Source organism: Pelagicoccus sp. SDUM812005 (assembly GCF_031127875.1).
Classification (GTDB): Bacteria; Verrucomicrobiota; Verrucomicrobiia; order Opitutales; family Opitutaceae; genus Pelagicoccus.
The window spans coordinates 171,401-189,654 of sequence record NZ_JARXIA010000004.1 but is presented as its reverse complement, the minus strand read 5'-3'; the positions used below and the strand labels follow the sequence as shown (position 1 = coordinate 189,654).

7 protein-coding genes are annotated in these 18,254 nt (G+C 59.9%); 3 read left to right on the top strand and 4 right to left on the bottom strand.

What is annotated here, in order from left to right:
* Positions 1 to 113 precede the first annotated feature (113 nt).
* The 3 genes from QEH57_RS07070 to QEH57_RS07060 all read left to right on the top strand — a co-directional run bounded on the left by QEH57_RS07070 (position 114) and on the right by QEH57_RS07060 (position 9,735).
* Positions 114 to 1,163, top strand: a complete 1,050-nt coding sequence (locus QEH57_RS07070; RefSeq protein ID WP_309006000.1) for a lipid A deacylase LpxR family protein — start codon at positions 114 to 116, stop codon at positions 1,161 to 1,163.
* Positions 1,164 to 1,730: 567 nt separating this feature from the next.
* Positions 1,731 to 3,407, top strand: a complete 1,677-nt coding sequence (locus QEH57_RS07065; protein ID WP_309005999.1) for a ShlB/FhaC/HecB family hemolysin secretion/activation protein — start codon at positions 1,731 to 1,733, stop codon at positions 3,405 to 3,407.
* A 16-nt stretch (positions 3,408 to 3,423) separates the two neighbouring features.
* Positions 3,424 to 9,735 (top strand): MBG domain-containing protein, encoded by a 6,312-nt coding sequence (locus tag QEH57_RS07060; protein WP_309005997.1) that lies wholly within the window; start codon positions 3,424 to 3,426, stop codon positions 9,733 to 9,735.
* A 22-nt stretch (positions 9,736 to 9,757) separates the two neighbouring features.
* On the opposite strand, the gene QEH57_RS07055 is transcribed toward QEH57_RS07060, so the two are convergent.
* The 4 genes from QEH57_RS07055 to QEH57_RS07040 all read right to left on the bottom strand — a co-directional run bounded on the left by QEH57_RS07055 (position 9,758) and on the right by QEH57_RS07040 (position 18,103).
* Positions 9,758 to 12,367 carry a glycosyl hydrolase 115 family protein gene (locus QEH57_RS07055; RefSeq protein WP_309005996.1) on the bottom strand — a complete coding sequence of 870 codons (2,610 nt, stop codon included), beginning with the start codon at positions 12,365 to 12,367 and terminating at the stop codon, positions 9,758 to 9,760.
* 171 nt (positions 12,368 to 12,538) lie between these two features.
* Positions 12,539 to 15,652: an efflux RND transporter permease subunit gene (locus QEH57_RS07050; protein ID WP_309005995.1), complete on the bottom strand. Its 3,114-nt coding sequence runs from the start codon at positions 15,650 to 15,652 to the stop codon at positions 12,539 to 12,541.
* A 10-nt stretch (positions 15,653 to 15,662) separates the two neighbouring features.
* Positions 15,663 to 16,799, bottom strand: coding sequence for an efflux RND transporter periplasmic adaptor subunit (locus QEH57_RS07045; protein ID WP_309005994.1), 1,137 nt, complete (start codon positions 16,797 to 16,799; stop codon positions 15,663 to 15,665).
* Positions 16,796 to 18,103: a TolC family protein gene (locus QEH57_RS07040; protein WP_309005993.1), complete on the bottom strand. Its 1,308-nt coding sequence runs from the start codon at positions 18,101 to 18,103 to the stop codon at positions 16,796 to 16,798. Before QEH57_RS07040 ends, QEH57_RS07045 begins: the two co-directional genes overlap by 4 nt.
* Between the last annotated feature and the right edge of the window lie 151 nt (positions 18,104 to 18,254).

Sequence of the window (18,254 nt, the reverse complement as noted above, 5' to 3'; positions counted from 1 at the left end):
ACAGAGGGGGCACTTTGCACTCCCCAGGACCTAGGTAGTTGCGATACGCAACAGACAGGCGACCTTTTGCCACCGAAACCCAGCTGGCGCGATTCATGAAAGGCTCCCCTCGAATGAATACGCACCCTATCCTCGCTACCACCGTCGCCAGCGCGATCCTCGCCACTTCCCTCGCTCCTGCGTTGCCCGCCCAAGAAGAGACCAACGGGGCCGTAACCTTCGGCATCACCATCGAGAACGACGCCTTCTCCGGCACCGACCACAGCTACACCAACGGCACCCGCCTCTCCTGGGACTTCGCCAAAGCGGACTCCTATTCCGATATTCCACACCTGCCCCGCTGGGCCGAAAAAGTCTCCTCCTTGCGTAAGGAGAAAGCAGGCCCCGTCGCCCACGGAGCCACCATCTCCCTCGGGCAAAGCATCTTCACTCCCAAGGACAAGGAAGCCACCGAGCTGCTCGTCAACGACCGCCCCTACGCCGGCTGGAGCTACCTCAGCCTCGCCCTGCGCGAGAGCAAAAACAACCGCACCGACACCCTCGAGTTCACCGTCGGCGTGGTCGGCCCCGACTCCTATGCCGAAGACATACAAAACTGGGTGCACGAAAAGATCGGCTCCCAAGAAGCCCTCGGCTGGGACAACCAACTCAAGAACGAAGCGGGCGGCATCCTCTCCTGGCAACGCGACCAGCAGCTGTTCTCCCTGCCCGACAACCCAAGCGGCTGGGGTGCCGACTTCAACGCCTCCTACGGGCTCAGCGTCGGCAACATCTACACCTACGGCCTAGTCGGCGCCAACCTCCGCCTTGGATACAATCGCTTCGCCTCCGCCTCGCCCCGTATCCGCCCTGCCAATACCGGAGCATTTCCCTCCCAACCCGAAGACCCGCGCCTCGCCCCAGAGCGTTCCCAGCTCGGCTTCTTCCTCACCGTCGGAGCCGAAGGCCGCTACGTCGAACGAAACATCTTCATCGAGGGCAACACCTGGGCGGACAGCCACGGACTCGAGCTCATCCCACGCGTCGGCGACTACTACGCCAGCCTCAGCTTCGTCGCCAAAAAATGGTCACTCAGCTACCTCTACACCGTGCGCTCCGAAGAATTCCCCCAACAAGAGGTGCCCCACGAATTCGGAGGCCTCACCTTCACCCGCACCTTCTAGCGATCGCCCCGAGCCAGCATTCGGCTCACGAAGCCAGGTATCCAAAATAACACTTCCCCCTAACGCAATACGCTCGGACCGCTGAAGCTCGGAGCCAGCTCTCCTTGTTGCAGGAAGAGCCGGTCGAGCACTGTGCCTGTATCCATCATGCATATACGGATCCGCCGCATGGCTGGCAATCGACGCGGCTCAAGCTTCTCGGAGACAACCGAACTCCCTGAACATCCAGGAAAAAAAGTTGCGAACGCAGCCTAGCGATCGCACCGCAAAAACAGTCGTTCGCCCCTCCCTAGCGCCGACTAGGGCATCTCTCTCTCCCGCACTTCAGGGGTGTTGATCGCATAGGGCCCACCAACACCCCAGCCCAAGTGTAAAGACTTCGTTTAAGTGAGTCTTGCTCCCGCACGTTCCCAAAACCCGATCAAGGTACGAGAGCGCGATCCGATGTCGGGGCTTCCACAAACCGAGGCCACTTCGCCCAAATCCGACTCGATCAATCTCTTTCAAAGTAAGACTCAATTCCATATGTACCGACGCTTTCGAACCTCGCTTCGTTTAGGCGCAGTTTTGGGCAGTTCTCTCCCACTCTTCGCCCTCGCCGCTCCTGACTCCGGCCAAATCCTAAACCAACAGAAAACGCAGCCACAGCTCCCGAAACATCTCCCCGCCGCAGAACCGGGCAATGACCCAGCTCACCCGCAATCGGGCGGCCCCAGCGTACGCGTCGATACGGTTCGATTCACTCAGTTGGAAGGGCTGGCCAGCGATGCGGAACTGCAATCAATCGTCGTAGGCAGTCTCGGGCAGACCCTCAGCTACGAGCAGCTCCTCAGCCTCACCGACAGCGTCACCGCCTATCTTCGCAAAAAAGGCTTTCTGCTCGCTCGCGCCTACCTGCCAAAGCAAGAAATCGCGGACGGAGAGCTCCAGATCTCCCTGCTTTCGGGAGCTTCCGACGACATTCCTACAGTCGAGCTCGCAGAAAATGCCCGCATCCGTGCCGACTTCGTATCCAAACTCTCTCTACGTGGCGCAACTCCAGGCGAACCTCTCAGAACCGAGGAGCTTGAACGCGCCGTCCTGCTGGTAAACGACCTGCCGAACATTTCTGCTCAAAGCATCCTCGAGCGAGGAAGCCGACCTGGATCCACCCAAGTCATCCTTAAGGTAGAAGAGGACCAAATCCTGAACGGTATCTTCACCTTGGATACCTTCGGCAACCGACATACTGGTATTCTGCAAGGAAACGGTCAGGTCGCCTTCAATAACCTGAGCGGCTACGGCGATCGCCTAGCCATCGGAATCGGCGGCTCGGAGGGACTTCGCAGAGGAGACATCTCCTACAGCTCGCCTCTCGGATTCGACGGGCTAAACGCATCCATCTCCTACTCGGGACTCACGTACGAACTAGGCGACGAGTACAAAGATCTCGCGATCGAAGGCCTAGCTCACTCCTTCTCCGCATCCGTCACTTACCCGACGATACGCACCCGAGCCCTTAGCCTGTGGCAAGGCGCGCAAATAGGCTACCGACAGCTGGAAGACGATGTATCGGGCGAGGAACTACGCGACAGAGAAATCAAGACCGTCGCGACCGACTTCACCCTGCACCGCTACGACCGTTTCGCAGGCGGTGGCTTGACCACCGCCTACACCAAAGTGCTTTTCGGCGACTTAACCCTTGGCGTCCCGTTCGACAAAACCGCGGACGCCGCCACCGCTGGCACTGCTGGCTCTTACGCTAAGCTCGTATACAACGCCACGCGACTGCAGCGCATTTCCGAGAACGACACCCTGTTCCTGTCCATTAACGGCCAAATCGCAGACGGAAACCTGGACTCCTCGGAAAAATTCATCCTCGGGGGCCCCTACGGCGTTCGCGCCTACCCCGTCGGCGAAGCCTCCGGCGACCAAGGCCTCACCCTCACTGCCGAATGGAGACACGACCTTGCCTCAGACGTATTCGGCAGCCGACTACAATTCGTCAGCTTCTACGATTCTGGCTACATCCAGCTTCACAAGAACCCTTGGAGCAACTCCATCAACACCGCGACCGGAGACAACCACTACTCGATCTCAGGCGCAGGGTTCGGCCTCAACTTCGGCAAGTCCGACAAGTTCATGATTCGCGGCAGCGTCGCCCGTACGATCGGGAAAAACGCAGGACGAGATCTATCCGGCAACGATGCGGACAACCGCGACGACGATACCCGCATCTGGCTACAAACACTATTCTGGTTCTAAGCAACACACTTTTTCGATGTCATTTTCCCACCATACCTTCACAAAGCCTAGCTACCTGGCGATCGCCGTAAGCTGCGCCCTCTCAACAGTCGCGGCCCCTCAAAACCTAAGCCCCAGCACCCTGCCCAGCGGCGGAAATATCGTTTCCGGAAACGGAGCGTTCCAAAGCGCCGGCAGCGACTTGACGGTTCTCCAATACAGCGACCGCCTCATCGCTGAATGGAGCCAGTTCGATATTGGCAGCGACGCCTCGGTCAGTTTCTCCCAACCAAATTCTGACAGTATCGCCCTCAACCGCATCCTCAGCGAAAACCCCACACAGATCTTCGGCCAACTCGAAAGCAATGGGCGCCTGTTCCTAGTCAATCCGAATGGCATTGTATTCGGAGAGTCAGCACAAGTGAACGTCGGCGGACTCGTGGCCTCTTCCCTTCAGATCGACAACAACTCCTTCCTAACGGGTGATTTCACCTTCTCCGGAATCGGCGGTTCGGTAGCGAACTTCGGAAATATCACTGCCCAATCCGGAGGCGTCGTGGCCCTCGTCGGACAACGCGTGCAAAACGACGGCAGCATCATTACCCCAGAAGGCACCACCGCTCTGCTCGCCGGTTCCAAACTCACTCTCGACTTCGACGGCGACGGCTTGATCAACTACAGCGTCACTCAAGACGCCGTAGCAACAGAAGCCAGCAACGCAGGACTTATCCAAGCGAACGCTGGCACAGTCATCATGTCTGCCCAGTCAGCAGATTCGCTCGCCCAATCCGTCGTCAACAACACCGGCATCATAGAAGCGCAAGGACTCAAGGCCAAGGGTGGACGCATCTTCCTGGACGCGGGAGAAGGTTCCGTCAACGTCCAAGGCGATCTCCTTGCCGCGAGCGCAACCGACGGCGGTGGATACATTCAGGTCACCGGCAACACAATTTCTGTCGATGGAGAGTCCCGTATCGATGTTTCCGGTACAAACGCAGGAGGTCAGATCTACGTCGGTGGAGGCTGGCAGGGAAGCGATCCAGAAATCCACAATGCCCAATCCGTAAGCATCGGAGAATCTGTCAAGGTTTTCGCCGACGCCCTTGACAACGGAAACGGCGGAACAGTCGTTTTCTGGAGCGACGACCACAATGCATTTTCAGGCCGCATCTCCTCCCGAGGCGGAGATAACGGAGGCGACGGTGGCCAAGTGGAAGTCTCTGGCAAGAATACGCTTGCGTACTCAGGAATCACGGACGCGCGTGCCCCCCACGGAAACACCGGAGACCTCCTCCTTGACCCGAGCTCCATCGATATCGTGGACGGCGGCACTGGCTCCGGAAGCATCAGCGGCTCCGTGGTCTACGAAAAGGATCTTGAAGCCCAGCTTGCCAATATCACCCTCCAGACCAGCGGCGGCAGCTGGGGCGACGGCATCACGCTCAACGACTTGACCACCGACGGCGTCATCACCCTTCAAGACAACGTGAGCTTGACCATCATCGCGGGCGACTACTTCGGCGGTGAATACCACAATTACTCGACAGTAGACTCCAACGATGAGATCGCTGCCTCCGGAAACGGAGCGATCTATATCCGCGCCGCGATGAGCATAAACTCCGGCAAGCTCTCCTCCGAAACGGGCAAGATCACGCTTTGGGGAGACAACGGACTGACAGTCGGCAATTCGATCACCACCAACGGCGGCGGCATCGAGCTTTGGGCCGACTCCGACAACCTGGGCGGAGGCGTGTTGCACCTCAACCAACCCCTCTCTTCCAACGGCGGCGACATCGACCTAGACGCCGGGACCTCCGGAGTCTACGTAAATGCAGATATTTCTACCGGATCAGGTCGCCTCTACTTCGACCGGCTGGGAACCGCCCGAAACGCCACCTACCGCATTTCCGCCAAGGTAAGCTCCACCGGCGACGTAAATATCTCCCAGCCCCTTCAATTCGGCTCGGAGGCGGAAATAGAGACCACTGGCAAACTGACCTTCGGCAGCACCGCCAGCATGCAGGGTGCCTCTTCCAGCCTCACCCTAACCGCCAACGATTTCGACTTCCAGCAGGACATCACGGGTAGCGGAGCCAGCGTCACGATCGCTCCCTATGACGCGTCAACCAATGTCGATATCGGAGCCTCCGGTTCGGGCGACATGACCATCACCGCCTCCAACATGGCTCGCTTCGTGAACTTCGAGAACATCACCGTTGGACGTAGTGACGGAACGGGTACAACCAAAGTGCTCGCCGATACCACCGTAAACTTCTCCGGCTTCCTTGAACTCGCCAACGGATCCATCGACATCAGCTCCGGAACTCTCGCCAACTCGGGAGGCGACATCGTTCTGACAGGCGACAGCTTTACGATCTCCCGCGGCGTCATCGCAAACTCCGGCAACGGCGAGATCGCTCTGCAACAGCAGACTGTATCCAATCCCATCACCATCGGATCCGCTTTGAGCAATTCTGTGCTCAGCGAACTATCCGCAGCGACTCTCAATATCGGTCGCATGGACGGAGGAAACGTCACCTTCGACGGAAACATCACCCTCGATACCAACGAGCTCAATATCTTGAGCGGAGGAGACATTACGCTCGGCTCCGGTGTAAGCCTGGATGTCGGCACCGGTGAAGCGGTGCTCGCTGCAGGCGGAAGCTTTATCAACAATGCCGGCAGCTCGCCGATCGTCGCCAGCCGCTGGCTCATCTATTCTGCGGACCCAGCCGACAACACCTTCGGCGGCCTCGACAGCGGCAACACGGCTGTCTGGAATGCAAGCTACGGGTCCTACGGCCCCAGCAGCGTTTCCGAATCCGGCAATCGCTACCTGTTCGGTATCCAACCTAACCTTACATTTGCAGCCGTAGACCAAAATAAGACCTACGGTGATACCATCGACTACAGTTCACCTGTATCCGGAACCCACTACACCGTTACGGGACTAGTAGACGCATCCACCTACGGAAACGTTTTCATCCAAGACAGCGCCGCCGGCGCTCCCTCCATGAGCTCCAGTGGGGCTGCAGCCTCCGCCAATGTTGCAAGCGGATCCCACACCATCAACATCGCTGCGGGCACGCTATCAGCGCCCACCGGGTATGGAGCCAGCAGCTACACGAACGGGACCTTAACAGTTACCAAGGCGGATCTAACGGTTACCCTGAACAATGATAGCAAGACCTACGACTCGCTCGCATACTCAGGAGGAAATGGATACAATATAGCCGGATTCGTGAATAGCGAAAGCGAAGCGAACCTCGGCGGATCCTTCACATACGGAGGCAATGCCCAAGGCGTAACCAACGTCGGCGACTATACCCTTTCCGGTGCCGGCTTCACCTCCGGGAACTACGCCATCTCTTACGTTGACGGAGACCTTTCCGTCAACAAAGCCGCTCTCACTGTCACCCTCAACGACGACAGCAAAACCTACGACAGTCTCTCTTACTCAGGCGGAAACGGATACACGGTATCCGGTTTCGTCGGTACGGAAAACGAATCTAACCTTGGCGGATCGTTCGCCTACAGCGGCAACTCCCAAGGAGCAATCAATGCGGGCGACTACACCATCACAGCCAGCGGCCTGACCTCCGGAAACTACGACATCTCCTACGTCGACGGCGACCTCACCGTCAACAAAGCTGCACTCACCGTCACTGCAAACGACGACAGCAAGACCTACGACGCCCTCGCCTACTCCGGTGGGTACGGGCTCTCTTACGACGGCTTCGTTGGAACCGAAGACGCCTCCGCACTCGGAGGATCCGTCGTCTACAGCGGAAACGCCCAAGGCGCCCTCAACGCCGGAGACTACACCATCTCCGCCAGTGGACTGACCTCCGGAAACTATGACATCTCCTACGTCGACGGCGACCTCACCGTCAACAAGGCTGCACTCACCGTCACCGCAAACGACGACAGCAAGACCTACGACGCCCTCGCCTACTCCGGTGGAAACGGGCTCTCCTACGACGGCTTCGTTGGAACCGAAGACGTCTCCGCACTCGGAGGATCCGTCGTCTACAGCGGAAACGCCCAAGGCGCCCTCAACGCCGGAGACTACACCATCTCCGCCAGCGGACTGACCTCCGGAAACTACGACATCTCCTACGTCGACGGAGACCTCACCGTCAACAAGGCTGCCCTCACCGTTACCGCAAACGACGACAGCAAGACCTACGACGCCCTCGCCTACTCCGGTGGAAACGGGCTCTCCTACGACGGCTTCGTTGGAACCGAAGACGCCTCCGCACTCGGAGGATCCGTCGTCTACGGCGGAAACGCCCAAGGTGCCCTCGACGCCGGAAACTACACCATCACAGCGAGCGGGCTGACCTCCGAGAACTACGACATCACCTATACGAATGGGATGCTCGCCGTCGACAAGGCCGCTCTCACCGTGACGCTCGCCAATGACAGCAAAATCTACGACGCCAATACCTATTCAGGAGGAAACGGATACACGTTCGCAGGTTTCGCCGGAAGCGAAGACGCAAGTGCCCTCGACGGATCACTAGTCTACGGAGGAGACTCCCAAGGCGCCAGCGACGCAGGATCCTACACCCTCTGCGCCAGCGGATTCACCTCCGGAAACTACGACATTTCCTACGTCGACGGAACCCTCACCGTGGACAAGGCTGCCCTCACCGTCACCGCCATGGACGCCCGCAAGACCTACGACGCCCAAGCCTTCACCGGCGGAAACGGACTCTCCTTCCAAGGGTTCGCCGGCAACGAAGACGCAAGCGCCCTCGACGGATCCCTCGTCTACGGCGGAGACTCCCAAGGTGCCAGCGACGCAGGTTCCTACACCCTCTCCGCCAGCGGGCTCACCTCTGGCAACTACGACATTTCCTACGTCGACGGAACCCTCACCGTGGACAAGGCTGCCCTCACCGTCACCGCTATGGACGCCAGCAAGACCTACGACGCCCAAGCCTACACCGGCGGAAATGGACTCTCCTACCAAGGGTTCGCCGGCAACGAAGACGCAAGCGCCCTCGACGGTTCCCTAGTCTACGGCGGAGACTCCCAAGGCGCCCGCGACGCAGGTTCCTACACCCTCTCCGCCAGCGGGCTCACCTCCGGAAACTACGACATTTCCTACGTCGACGGAACCCTCACCGTGAACAAGGCTGCCCTCACCGTCACCGCCATGGACGCCAGCAAGACCTACGACGCCCAAGCCTACACCGGCGGAAACGGACTCTCCTACCAAGGGTTCGCCGGCAACGAAGACGCAAGCGCCCTCGACGGTTCCCTAGTCTACGGCGGAGACTCCCAAGGCGCCAGCGACGCAGGTTCCTACACCCTCTCCGCCAGCGGGCTCACCTCCGGAAACTACGACATTTCCTACGTCGACGGAACCCTCACCGTGGACAAGGCTGCCCTCACCGTCACCGCTATGGACGCCAGCAAGACTTACGACGCCCAAGCCTACACCGGCGGAAATGGACTCTCCTACCAAGGGTTCGCCGGCAACGAAGACGCAAGCTCCCTCGACGGATCCCTCGTCTACGGCGGAGACTCCCAGGGAGCAATCAATGCGGGCGACCACACCATCACAGCCAGCGGCCTGACCTCCGGCAACTACGACATCTCCTTCGTCGACGGAACCCTCACCGTGGACAAGGCTGCCCTCACCGTCACCGCCATGGACGCCAGCAAGACCTACGACGCCCAAGCCTACACCGGCGGGAACGGGCTCTCTTACCAAGGGTTCGCCGGCAACGAAGACGCAAGTGCCCTCGACGGATCCCTCATCTATGGCGGAGACTCACAAGGCGCCCGCGATGCAGGTTCCTACACCCTCTCCGCCAGCGGGCTCACCTCCGGCAACTACGACATCTCCTTCGTCGACGGAACCCTCACCGTGGACAAGGCTGCCCTCACCGTCACCGCAAACAACGATTCTGTACTTTTCACTGGAATTCCCTACTCCGGAAAAAACGGCTTCGTCTACCAAGGATTTGCCGGTACCGAAAATCCCGATACACTAAACGGAAGCATCCAATACGCAGGTTCTGCGATCGGCGCAGTCGAAGCGGGCGAATACAGGATCCTCCCTCAAGGCGTGAGTAGCGCCAACTACGACATTTCGTTCCTTTCGGGTACGCTGCACATTGCCACGCCCGCAGCAGTATACTCCGAGGTGACTTCGAGCGTAGTGAGCACTTCGCTCCCTTCTAACGGAACCTCCCACAACCCCACTCAGCAAGAGGCCAAGAGCGACAAGCAGGATGTCTCTCTGCCCGCTTCAACCCCGGCCAACGCCACGCCTCCCAACGACCAGCAGCTGATCGTAGACAATACCGGCTACGCTTCGAATCACGAGGACTAGGCTCTCCGAAGTACACTTCCCGCTAACGCAATACGCTCGGGCCGCTGAAGCTCGGAGCCAGCTCTCCTTGATGCAAGAAGAGCCGGTCGAGCACCGTACCGGTATCCATCATGTATATACGGATCCGATGCGTACCGGCCTGCGCGATCTGCACCTCAAGCTCCGCGCCCACGCTGCCTTCCAGCACGTTGCGCGACCACTCTTGCGTCTTCGACTTGCGAAAGATCGACACCCGCTGCATCTCGCCGCCATCGACCGAAACGCCCACCTCCAAGTGTTCCGACTCCTCCGAAGGAAACGTCGGCAAAAACTCCAAGAACAAGCGATACGCCCCCTCTCCAGACAAATCGACCGCATACTCAACCCAAGGCGTATCCTCGCCGAGCTCCTCGAACGCGACGCTTCCAAAATCCTGCGGAAAAACCGCAATCGCGTCGCCCGACCATCCGAGCTGCTGCACGACCTCCCAACGAGCGCCCCGCCCGCCTCGGCGATCGAAAGACTCCGCCTCCCGCATGACTTCCGCTTGCGCCGCCGCATGAGGCCGCCATGGGTCGAAACGCAGCTGCTCGTACGTCTCGCGGAAATCCGCTACCGTTTCCCGCATACCCGCCGCCGGCACGATCCACGGTGTAGTTCGATAGCTGCGCCAAGCGCTGTCCGCCGGCTCGACCGCCATCATCCTACGCCACTTGCCCGCGCCCGTCTCCTCGTTGTAGCGTTGCGTCAGCGCCTCCAAGCGATCAGCCGCCAGCTTGCCCAGCCCGCCGTGCTTGCGGGCCTGCGCGTTGTCGGCATGAAAGAGACGGTGGTACTGCTCCAAATGGAAGTATTGCAAATTTGCATACGCAGCGCCCTTAACCGGATACGCCACCAAGTGGAAGAAGCTGTCCCGCTCCTCCGGCGGCAAAGACGCCTCCAGCGCATCGCAGCGTTCGATCAAGTCCAGCATCCGCTCCAGACGCTCCTCGAGCTCGCGATCCGTCAAGGGACTCGTCTTCACTCGCGTGTAAGGCATCCACCACTGCAAGTGCTCGGGGCGTCGCTGGAAGTTAAGCGCGTAGTATTCGTTGAGCAGGTCCCTCACCGCTTCCGCTAAGCCCCCTCCAAACTCGCGCTCAGCCAAGGCCTTCAAGAAAGCAGGTTGCGCGTCGCGCCCCCAACGCTCGATATCCCAAGCCATGGAAAGAAAAAACTCCATGCCACGCTCCTGCGGCTTGATATCCCCTACGTTCACGATCCAATAATCTCGCGAGCCCAAGGCATAGGAACGTTGCATTTCCTCCCAAATCAAAGCCAAGGGAGTTGTATCCAACCACAAATACGCGAGCGGGGCCCCGAGGTAGGAAATATGGTAATACACGCCCGATCCGCCCTTACGAGGGCGCTCCACTTCGTTCGGAAAGCGACGCAAGTAGCCATGGTTGTCGTCCGGCCACACCAACGTCACGTCGTCCGGCACCTGCATCCCGCCCTCATAAAGCTCCAGCACTTCCTTGTAAGGCGTAAAGACCTGAGGCACCGCTGCCACGTCGGCATCGACGTGCTTAGCCAGCAAGCCCCGCTGGTCGGCGATGATCCGCTCCAGCAGCGCGATCTTGTCTTCCTTCGATCCGCCGCCCGTCATGCCGCTATCATGAATGCCACGCATGCCGAGCGTGTAAACGTTCTCGAAGCCGCCGTTCTCCTTCAGTCGCTCCTCCCAATACCCCTTCACCACCTCTGGATGCGTAGCGTAATTGAAGTGCCGCTTCGGCTCAGTCCACTCAGTTACGTTGTTGCGCAACATCGGTTCCGCATGGGAAGAGCCCATTACGATCGCATAGCGATCCGCCAATGTCTTATTTTCCGGATACAAGTTGAACGCCTTCGTTACCTCGTGCATCGCCGGCCACAGCGTATTCGCCTTCAAGCGCAGGAGAAGTTCGAAGACCTTCTCGTAAGTCTTAGGACCGATATCGCCGAGCTCGGGGTCAAAGGTGTGAGCCGCCCAGGGCTGCAAGCCCCAATCCTCGTCGTTGATGAAGATGCCACGGTACTTGACCGACGGCGGACCGAAACGTCGGGTTCCGCTGGATACATAAAGCGATTCCGATTTTCGTACCGCCGCATCCGCCCACCAATGCCAAGGCGAGACGCCAATCGCTTGCGAGAGTTCGTAAACGCCATAGGCCGTTCCCCGGCGATCGCTGCCGATGATCGCCAAATTCGCCTTTTCCCCTTCGCCGACCACCGCGACGACGAAGCTCTCCCACGCGCCCTCCAATTCGCTGACATCGAGGCCAGTCCGCTTCAGAAGCGTATCCACCACCTCCGAACTGCCCAAGGTGCCAACCACAACTTGCCCGCCCTGACGCGGCTTGAACCGTCCCGCAACCTCCGCCTCTGCGCCCGTTACCCGTCCCAAGTCTTCCGCCAGGTCCGCGGCAGCGATCTTCACCACTTCGAAATCCCCTTCCGCCACCACCAGCGAAGCAAGAGTGCCCCTTTCCGCCAAGGCGAAGGCCCCTTCCGACTTCGTCCTAGAAACCCAAGGATTCAATTCCCCCAACACCGGATCCGACAGCGTGGAACGCGCTGCATCGCCCGTCAAAGCACCTCTCTCGGCGAGGGTCTCCGTCGCTCGAGCCACAAAAGCGCTCGCGAGCGAACCGACAAAAACGAGAAACCGAAAAGCGAAACGAAAAAGCATAACAACAAGAAGCTAGAATGCCCCCAGCCTCTCGCAATCGCCTCAAAAACTGACCGTCAAATTCCGCCTGTTTCGCACCCCGGCGCCGGGACTCCCACCAAGTGCCACCCCTCAAGGCGCCTCGCGACCGCGTAGGTCCCCTTGCGCCAGCAAAAGGCACGGAACGACCAACAAGGTAGTCGCCGTCGCCACCAACACGCCAAAGCCGATCGAGATCGCAAGCGGCGCCAAGAAGCGGGCTTGGGCAGAGGTCTCCAGCACCATCGGCAGCAAGCCCACGAAGGTCGTCAAGCTTGTGAGCAAGATCGGTCGCAGCCTCGATTGGGCAGCAAGGACAAGCGCATCGAACCAAGCACGGCCCGCCCTGCTCATTCGCAAAGCCGCATGGGCCAGAACCAAAGCGTCGTTCACCACGATTCCCGATAGGGCAATCACTCCTACGAAACTCACCAAGCTAAACGGAACTCCCATCACCAGATGCCCCAGTATCGCCCCCGTAATCCCCAGCGGGATGACCGCCACCACCACCAGCGGAACCCAATAGTCGTTAAAGGAAACCGCCAGCAAGGCATACACGCCCAACGCTGCCAGCAGCAGACCGAGCGACAACGCCGCCAAGGTTTCCTCGTCCTCTCGCTGCTCCCCCGCAAACGCGTATTCCAAGCCCGGATACAAAGCTTCCAGCTCCGGCAACAGACGTTCCTCCAATAGCTCCGCAACGCCGTCATCGTCGCCGCGGGGCGACAGTTGCACCGAGACCGGAACCACCCGCCGTCCATCAACCCTCAAGAGGCGCCCCACGGTCTCGCTTTCCTTCAGCCGAGCAACATCTCGCAACAAAGCCGAGCCCCCTCCCGACAACGAAATCGGCATCCGCTCCAGATCCTCCCAGGTTTTCCGGTATCCGCTCGGAAAACGAACCTTCACCCGAACCTCTTCCAAACCATCCTGGAAGCGCAAGGCCTCCACTCCATAGAAAGCGCCGCGCACCGCTTCCGACAAGGCCCGCTGCGACAAGCCCAAGGCCTCCCCGCTTGGCAAAAGCTCCACCTCGAAGGAGCGACGCCCTTGCACGCCTCCCAAGTCGACAGCGACAATATCCTCGTATCCAATCAACAAGGACTCCAGCGCTTCTCCGGCTCGCTTCGCGACTTCGAAGTCGGGATGCGCAAACTCCAGCTCGATCGCCTCCGCTCCTGCATCGTCAACCCCGCTGAACAACGCTCCCTCCGCCCCCGGCAGCACCTTCGCGTGCTCCGCCCAAACCTCGGCGAAGCGCTCTCCCCCGAAGGATCGAGCTCCCAGGCCCCCTAAGAAGACGAGCGCCTCCACTCCGATCCGTCCATCCGAACCTTCCTCCTCGCCCATGGCTTGATCGGAGATCTGAGTCGCCACCCCTTCGTAATCCGCCTCCATGCCGCGGCTTTCCATGCTCCTGCGGGCCGCCTTTTCCAACAGTCGCCCCACCCGCTCCGCTTCCGAAATCGGAGTCCCCAACGGCAGCTTGACAAGCGCAGTCGCAACGTCCGCGTCGAGCTGCGGCGTAAACGCCGTCTTCACCCAGCCACTACTCAGCAGTCCCAAGCTCAGAAGGAAAAACGCCGCCACCCCCGCCAAACTGGCATAGCGCCAGCGAAGCCCAGCTCTCAGCCAACGGTCGAAACGCCGTTCCGCAAAGCCTTGCAGCCCTGCATTCACCTTTCGGGAAAGCGACCCCCATCTGCTGCAACCCGTCTCCGACGCATCAGAAGCAGAAAGCAAATGCCGCGGCAAAATAAACAAGGACTCGAGCAACGATATCAACAAAACGGATACGACTACCACTGGTATATGGAACAGTATCTTGCCCAAAAACCCCGGCAAAAAGAACAGGGGCAAAAACACGACCACATTCGTTAGCACCGCGACACTCACCGGCCCCGCCAGCTCGCGCAGCCCCTCGCAAGCCGCCTCGTACCCGCTCCGGCCAGCGCGACGCTTCGCGTAGATCCCTTCCCCCACGATGATCGCATCGTCCACGACCACGCCGATCGACACGATAAAGGCCGCCAAGGAAAACATGTTGATGCTCCCGCCCAGCAAAGTAATGGGAATGAAGGCTCCCACGAAGGACACAGGGATCCCCAGCATCACCCAAAACGCGACCCGCGGCTCCAAGAACAAACCCAGCATCACCACCACCAAAACCAAGCCCATCCAGGCGCTATCGAGCATCAGCCTCACCCGCCCCTCAAACGCTTCCGTTTGGTCGTCCACAACCTGAACGCGAACTCCCTCCGGCAAGTCAGCCCGCGCAAGGTACTCACGAAAAGTCGCGGCGATCGCCTCCGGCCTTTCGTCCCCCTTGCGAAACACGTCCAAACGCGCCGCTGGCGCTCCATTGAAAAAAGCAGCCGACCGATTCTCCCCAAAGCCTTCCGACACGGATCCGACCTCGCCCAGGCGCACGATACCGCCACCCGCAGAGCTCACCAAAGGGATGTCACTGTAGTCCTCCACTTGATACCGATTGGAATCGAAAGACACCGCCACCTCCGACCAATCCCCCTGCAGGTTTCCCCCATTCAGCTCCACCACCGCCTTTCCCACCGCCTCTGCAAGGTCGACGCCCGACATCCCCAGCGCTTCCAAGCGCCATGGATCCACTTCGACCTGAAATTCCCGCTTCAGCTTCATAGCATGCTCCACCCTTGAAATCCCATCCTGAGCGAGCAGCTCCAGACGCAGCCTTTCCGCCTCCCGAACGATCTCCACGCGCGGAAGCTCCCCATAGACGATCAGGGAGAACACGCGGTCCGGCTGAGCCGCCACCCTCACCACCGGACGCTCCGCATTAGCTGGCAAGGTCGGTACCCGATCGACCGCGTTCTTCACATCCTGCAACACGCGTTGAAGATCCGCGGAACGATAGACGTCGATCGCCACAACCCCCATTCCTCGCCGCGCCTCGCTCGCGACTCGCTTGACTCCATCCAAGCCCAACACCGCGTCGTCGATCGCCAGCAGAACCCCGCTCTCGATCTCCGACGCATTCGCTCCCTCGACCGCTACTTCGACCAATATTCGATCCAACTCGAAATGCGGAAACACCTCGCGCTTGCTCTTTACAAGAAGCAATCCCCCTACCGCCACCAAGGCCACCAACAGGAGGTTAACCGCAACCGGACGCCGCAGCATAGCCTCCAGAATCCCGCCTCCTAAGCGCTCATTCCTCATACTCTTCATCGATTCGTAATTAACTTTCCGATACGAAACTTCGTACTTGGGACCGCTTCACCCATCTAATTTCCTTGCCCTGCAGTCGCCCTGGATTCGGGTCGAGCACGACCTCCGTCCCAGAACCGAAGTTCCCCTTGACGAACGCACTCTTCCCCTGCGCCCAAACCGGCTTTACTTCGATCCGCTTGAGCCCCCCATTCGAGTCCTTCACCCAAACGGCATTCCCCGCACTCAACAGCTCGCGAGGCAGGACGTATACGTCTTCCAATACTCGTCCCCACAACGAGCCTTCCACAAAAGAGCCCGCCAGAATACCTTCGACGTATTCAAACTTCAACAACACCTCACCCTTCCGCGTCCGCTCCTCGACTTGCTTCAGCTTACTGACCAAGGCGCCATCCACCTCGGACCCGCCCCAGCGTATCTTCGCCGCATTCCCCTCTTCCAGATACGCCAAATCGCTCGCCGACACGCAGGCAAGGACCTCCCAATCCACCGCCGAGACCAAGGTCGCAACCTTCGCCCCACGTTCCACGAACTGCCCCAGCTCGACCTGCTCCTCTACTACAACCCAAGCCTCTTCCGCCCGTATCGTACACCGCTCCACCTGCAGTTCCGCCGTCGCCACTTGACTCTCGGCCAGCAAAACCTCCGCCATCCGGGCCTTCAGCTGAGGTTCGCGACGGGCCAACCGCGCCGCTTCCTCTTCGACCTCTCCATTTATTGAATACATCTCCAGCTCTCTCTTCGCGATCGCTTGGCGCCCCTTCTCGAGCTGAAGCTCGCTCTCCGCCACCGCAAGCCGAGCCCGGCTCTCCTGCAGCTTCAACTGGTATTCCGCATCGTCCAGCTCCAGCAAGACCTCCCCTTCTTCAATCCGACCGCCCAGCATCAGCTTCGGATGCAGCCGCTTCACCACCCCGCTCACCTGAAACGATATCGGGTAGCGCCGGCTCGCCCTAACCTCTCCAGTGAATGGAATCGAAACGCGTCGGTTTTCTGGATACACCCGCATCGTTTCCACGAAAACGTGTGGACGGACGCTCTCCGCCGCCTCCAGCTCAGTCCGACTCGCAGACATCCACGCCAATCCTCCAACCCCCAAAAGCAGGATCACCCCCGCCAATACGGCCTGTCTCACCTTACGATTCATTTCAAAACCTTTTCCTTCTCACCCTTTCGCGCCCCAGCGCCCAGCGCCGCATAGAGTTCCACTCGAGCTCCCAGCGCCCGGCGATGCTCGCGAATCAACGCCCGCTCCACTTCCTGCCACTCCCCGAGGGCCTCCACGACCCGAGCGTAGCTCTCGGCCCCGTTGAAAAAGCGCGACCGAGCTTCCTCGAGGCTTTCCCGGGCCAAGGCCTTTCGCCGCCTTAAGTGCTGCAGCCTCTCGAGCGACATCCGCTCCGCGAGCAAGGCCTTCTCCACGTCGTTCAACGCAGCCAAGAGCAAGCCTTGCAGAGCATAGAGCCTCTGCTCCACCACGGCCCGGCCTTCCACGACCCGTCCCTTCCGTTCGCCGCCGTTCCAGACTCGAGCCACCACAGATCCCACCAGGTCAAGCAACTGTCGCTCGAACAAGCCACTCGCGCTTCCCGAAAAGGTCTCGTAGTTGATCGCCAACGACAGCTCCGGAAATCGATTGGCCAAAGCCGAAGCCAGCTCCCAATCGGCCGCTTCCAGTTCGCGAAAGGCAGCGTCGAGGTCCGGCCGCATCGACAGCAGCTCCTGCGGTTCGCCCACCCGCGGCAACCCCGGCAAATCCGGCAAGCCCCTCGGCTCGTACTTGCTCGCGAAGCTGGAATCACGCCCCGACAAAGCCGCGAGCTGGTAACGAGCAGCCGCGATCGTTTCCATCAGCTCCGGTCGCTCCGATCGCAGCGCTTCCAGATTTCGCTCCTGCTCCAGAACATCGAGCCGACTCGCTTCGCCGTTCAGGGCACGCAGCTTCACCATTTCGAGCAAATGCTCGCTGAAGCGTATTTCCTCGTCCAATACATCCCGCTCCTCCGCAGCGCTCGCCAAATCGAACCAGGTCTGGACAAAGGCTTGGCAAAGCAGTCGCCTCGCTTCCAGCCCATTGGCTTCCATCGCATCCACGTAACGCAGCTGGGCTTCCTCCAGAGCGGCCAAACGGCCTCGTAAATCGAGATCCCACCGAAAGCTGTACCAAAAGCGATACTCATCCGCGCTCGTATCCTGCCCCTGCGAAACATAGGATCGCGCTTGCCCTGCGTCGATCCCGACATCGAGGCGAGGCCGACGCCTCCCACGTATCCGAACTGCCGATACCACAAGCTCGTCGAGCCGGGCCTTCGCTTCCTGCACGGAATAGTTTCGGGACAGGGCCTCGTTCATGGCGGCGACAAGATCGCCGTCGCCAAACATCGCATACAGCATGCCCGCTCGATCGGAACCGCCATCCACTCCAACGCCCTCCTGGTACCGCAGCGGCATCGAGATTCTCTCTCGGCTCGCACCTGCGGGCGGCGTCGAAGCGCAGCCAGCAAGCACTCCGACAAGGCCCGCCACCAGCGCTCCTTGCGGCGACCAAACTCGTGAGAAGTATTTCACCTTAGCGTAGGACGCCCGGACTCCCGAACGCCCA

What these genes read in the sequence shown, in the direction of transcription:
- QEH57_RS07070 (WP_309006000.1), top strand. Translation starts at nt 114, where the DNA reads ATGAATACGCACCCTATCCTCGCTACCACCGTCGCCAGCGCGATCCTC.
- QEH57_RS07060 (WP_309005997.1), top strand. Translation starts at nt 3,424, where the DNA reads ATGTCATTTTCCCACCATACCTTCACAAAGCCTAGCTACCTGGCGATC.
- QEH57_RS07050 (WP_309005995.1), bottom strand. Translation starts at nt 15,652, where the DNA reads ATGAAGAGTATGAGGAATGAGCGCTTAGGAGGCGGGATTCTGGAGGCT.
- QEH57_RS07045 (WP_309005994.1), bottom strand. Translation starts at nt 16,799, where the DNA reads ATGAATCGTAAGGTGAGACAGGCCGTATTGGCGGGGGTGATCCTGCTT.
- QEH57_RS07040 (WP_309005993.1), bottom strand. Translation starts at nt 18,103, where the DNA reads ATGCCGCTGCGGTACCAGGAGGGCGTTGGAGTGGATGGCGGTTCCGAT.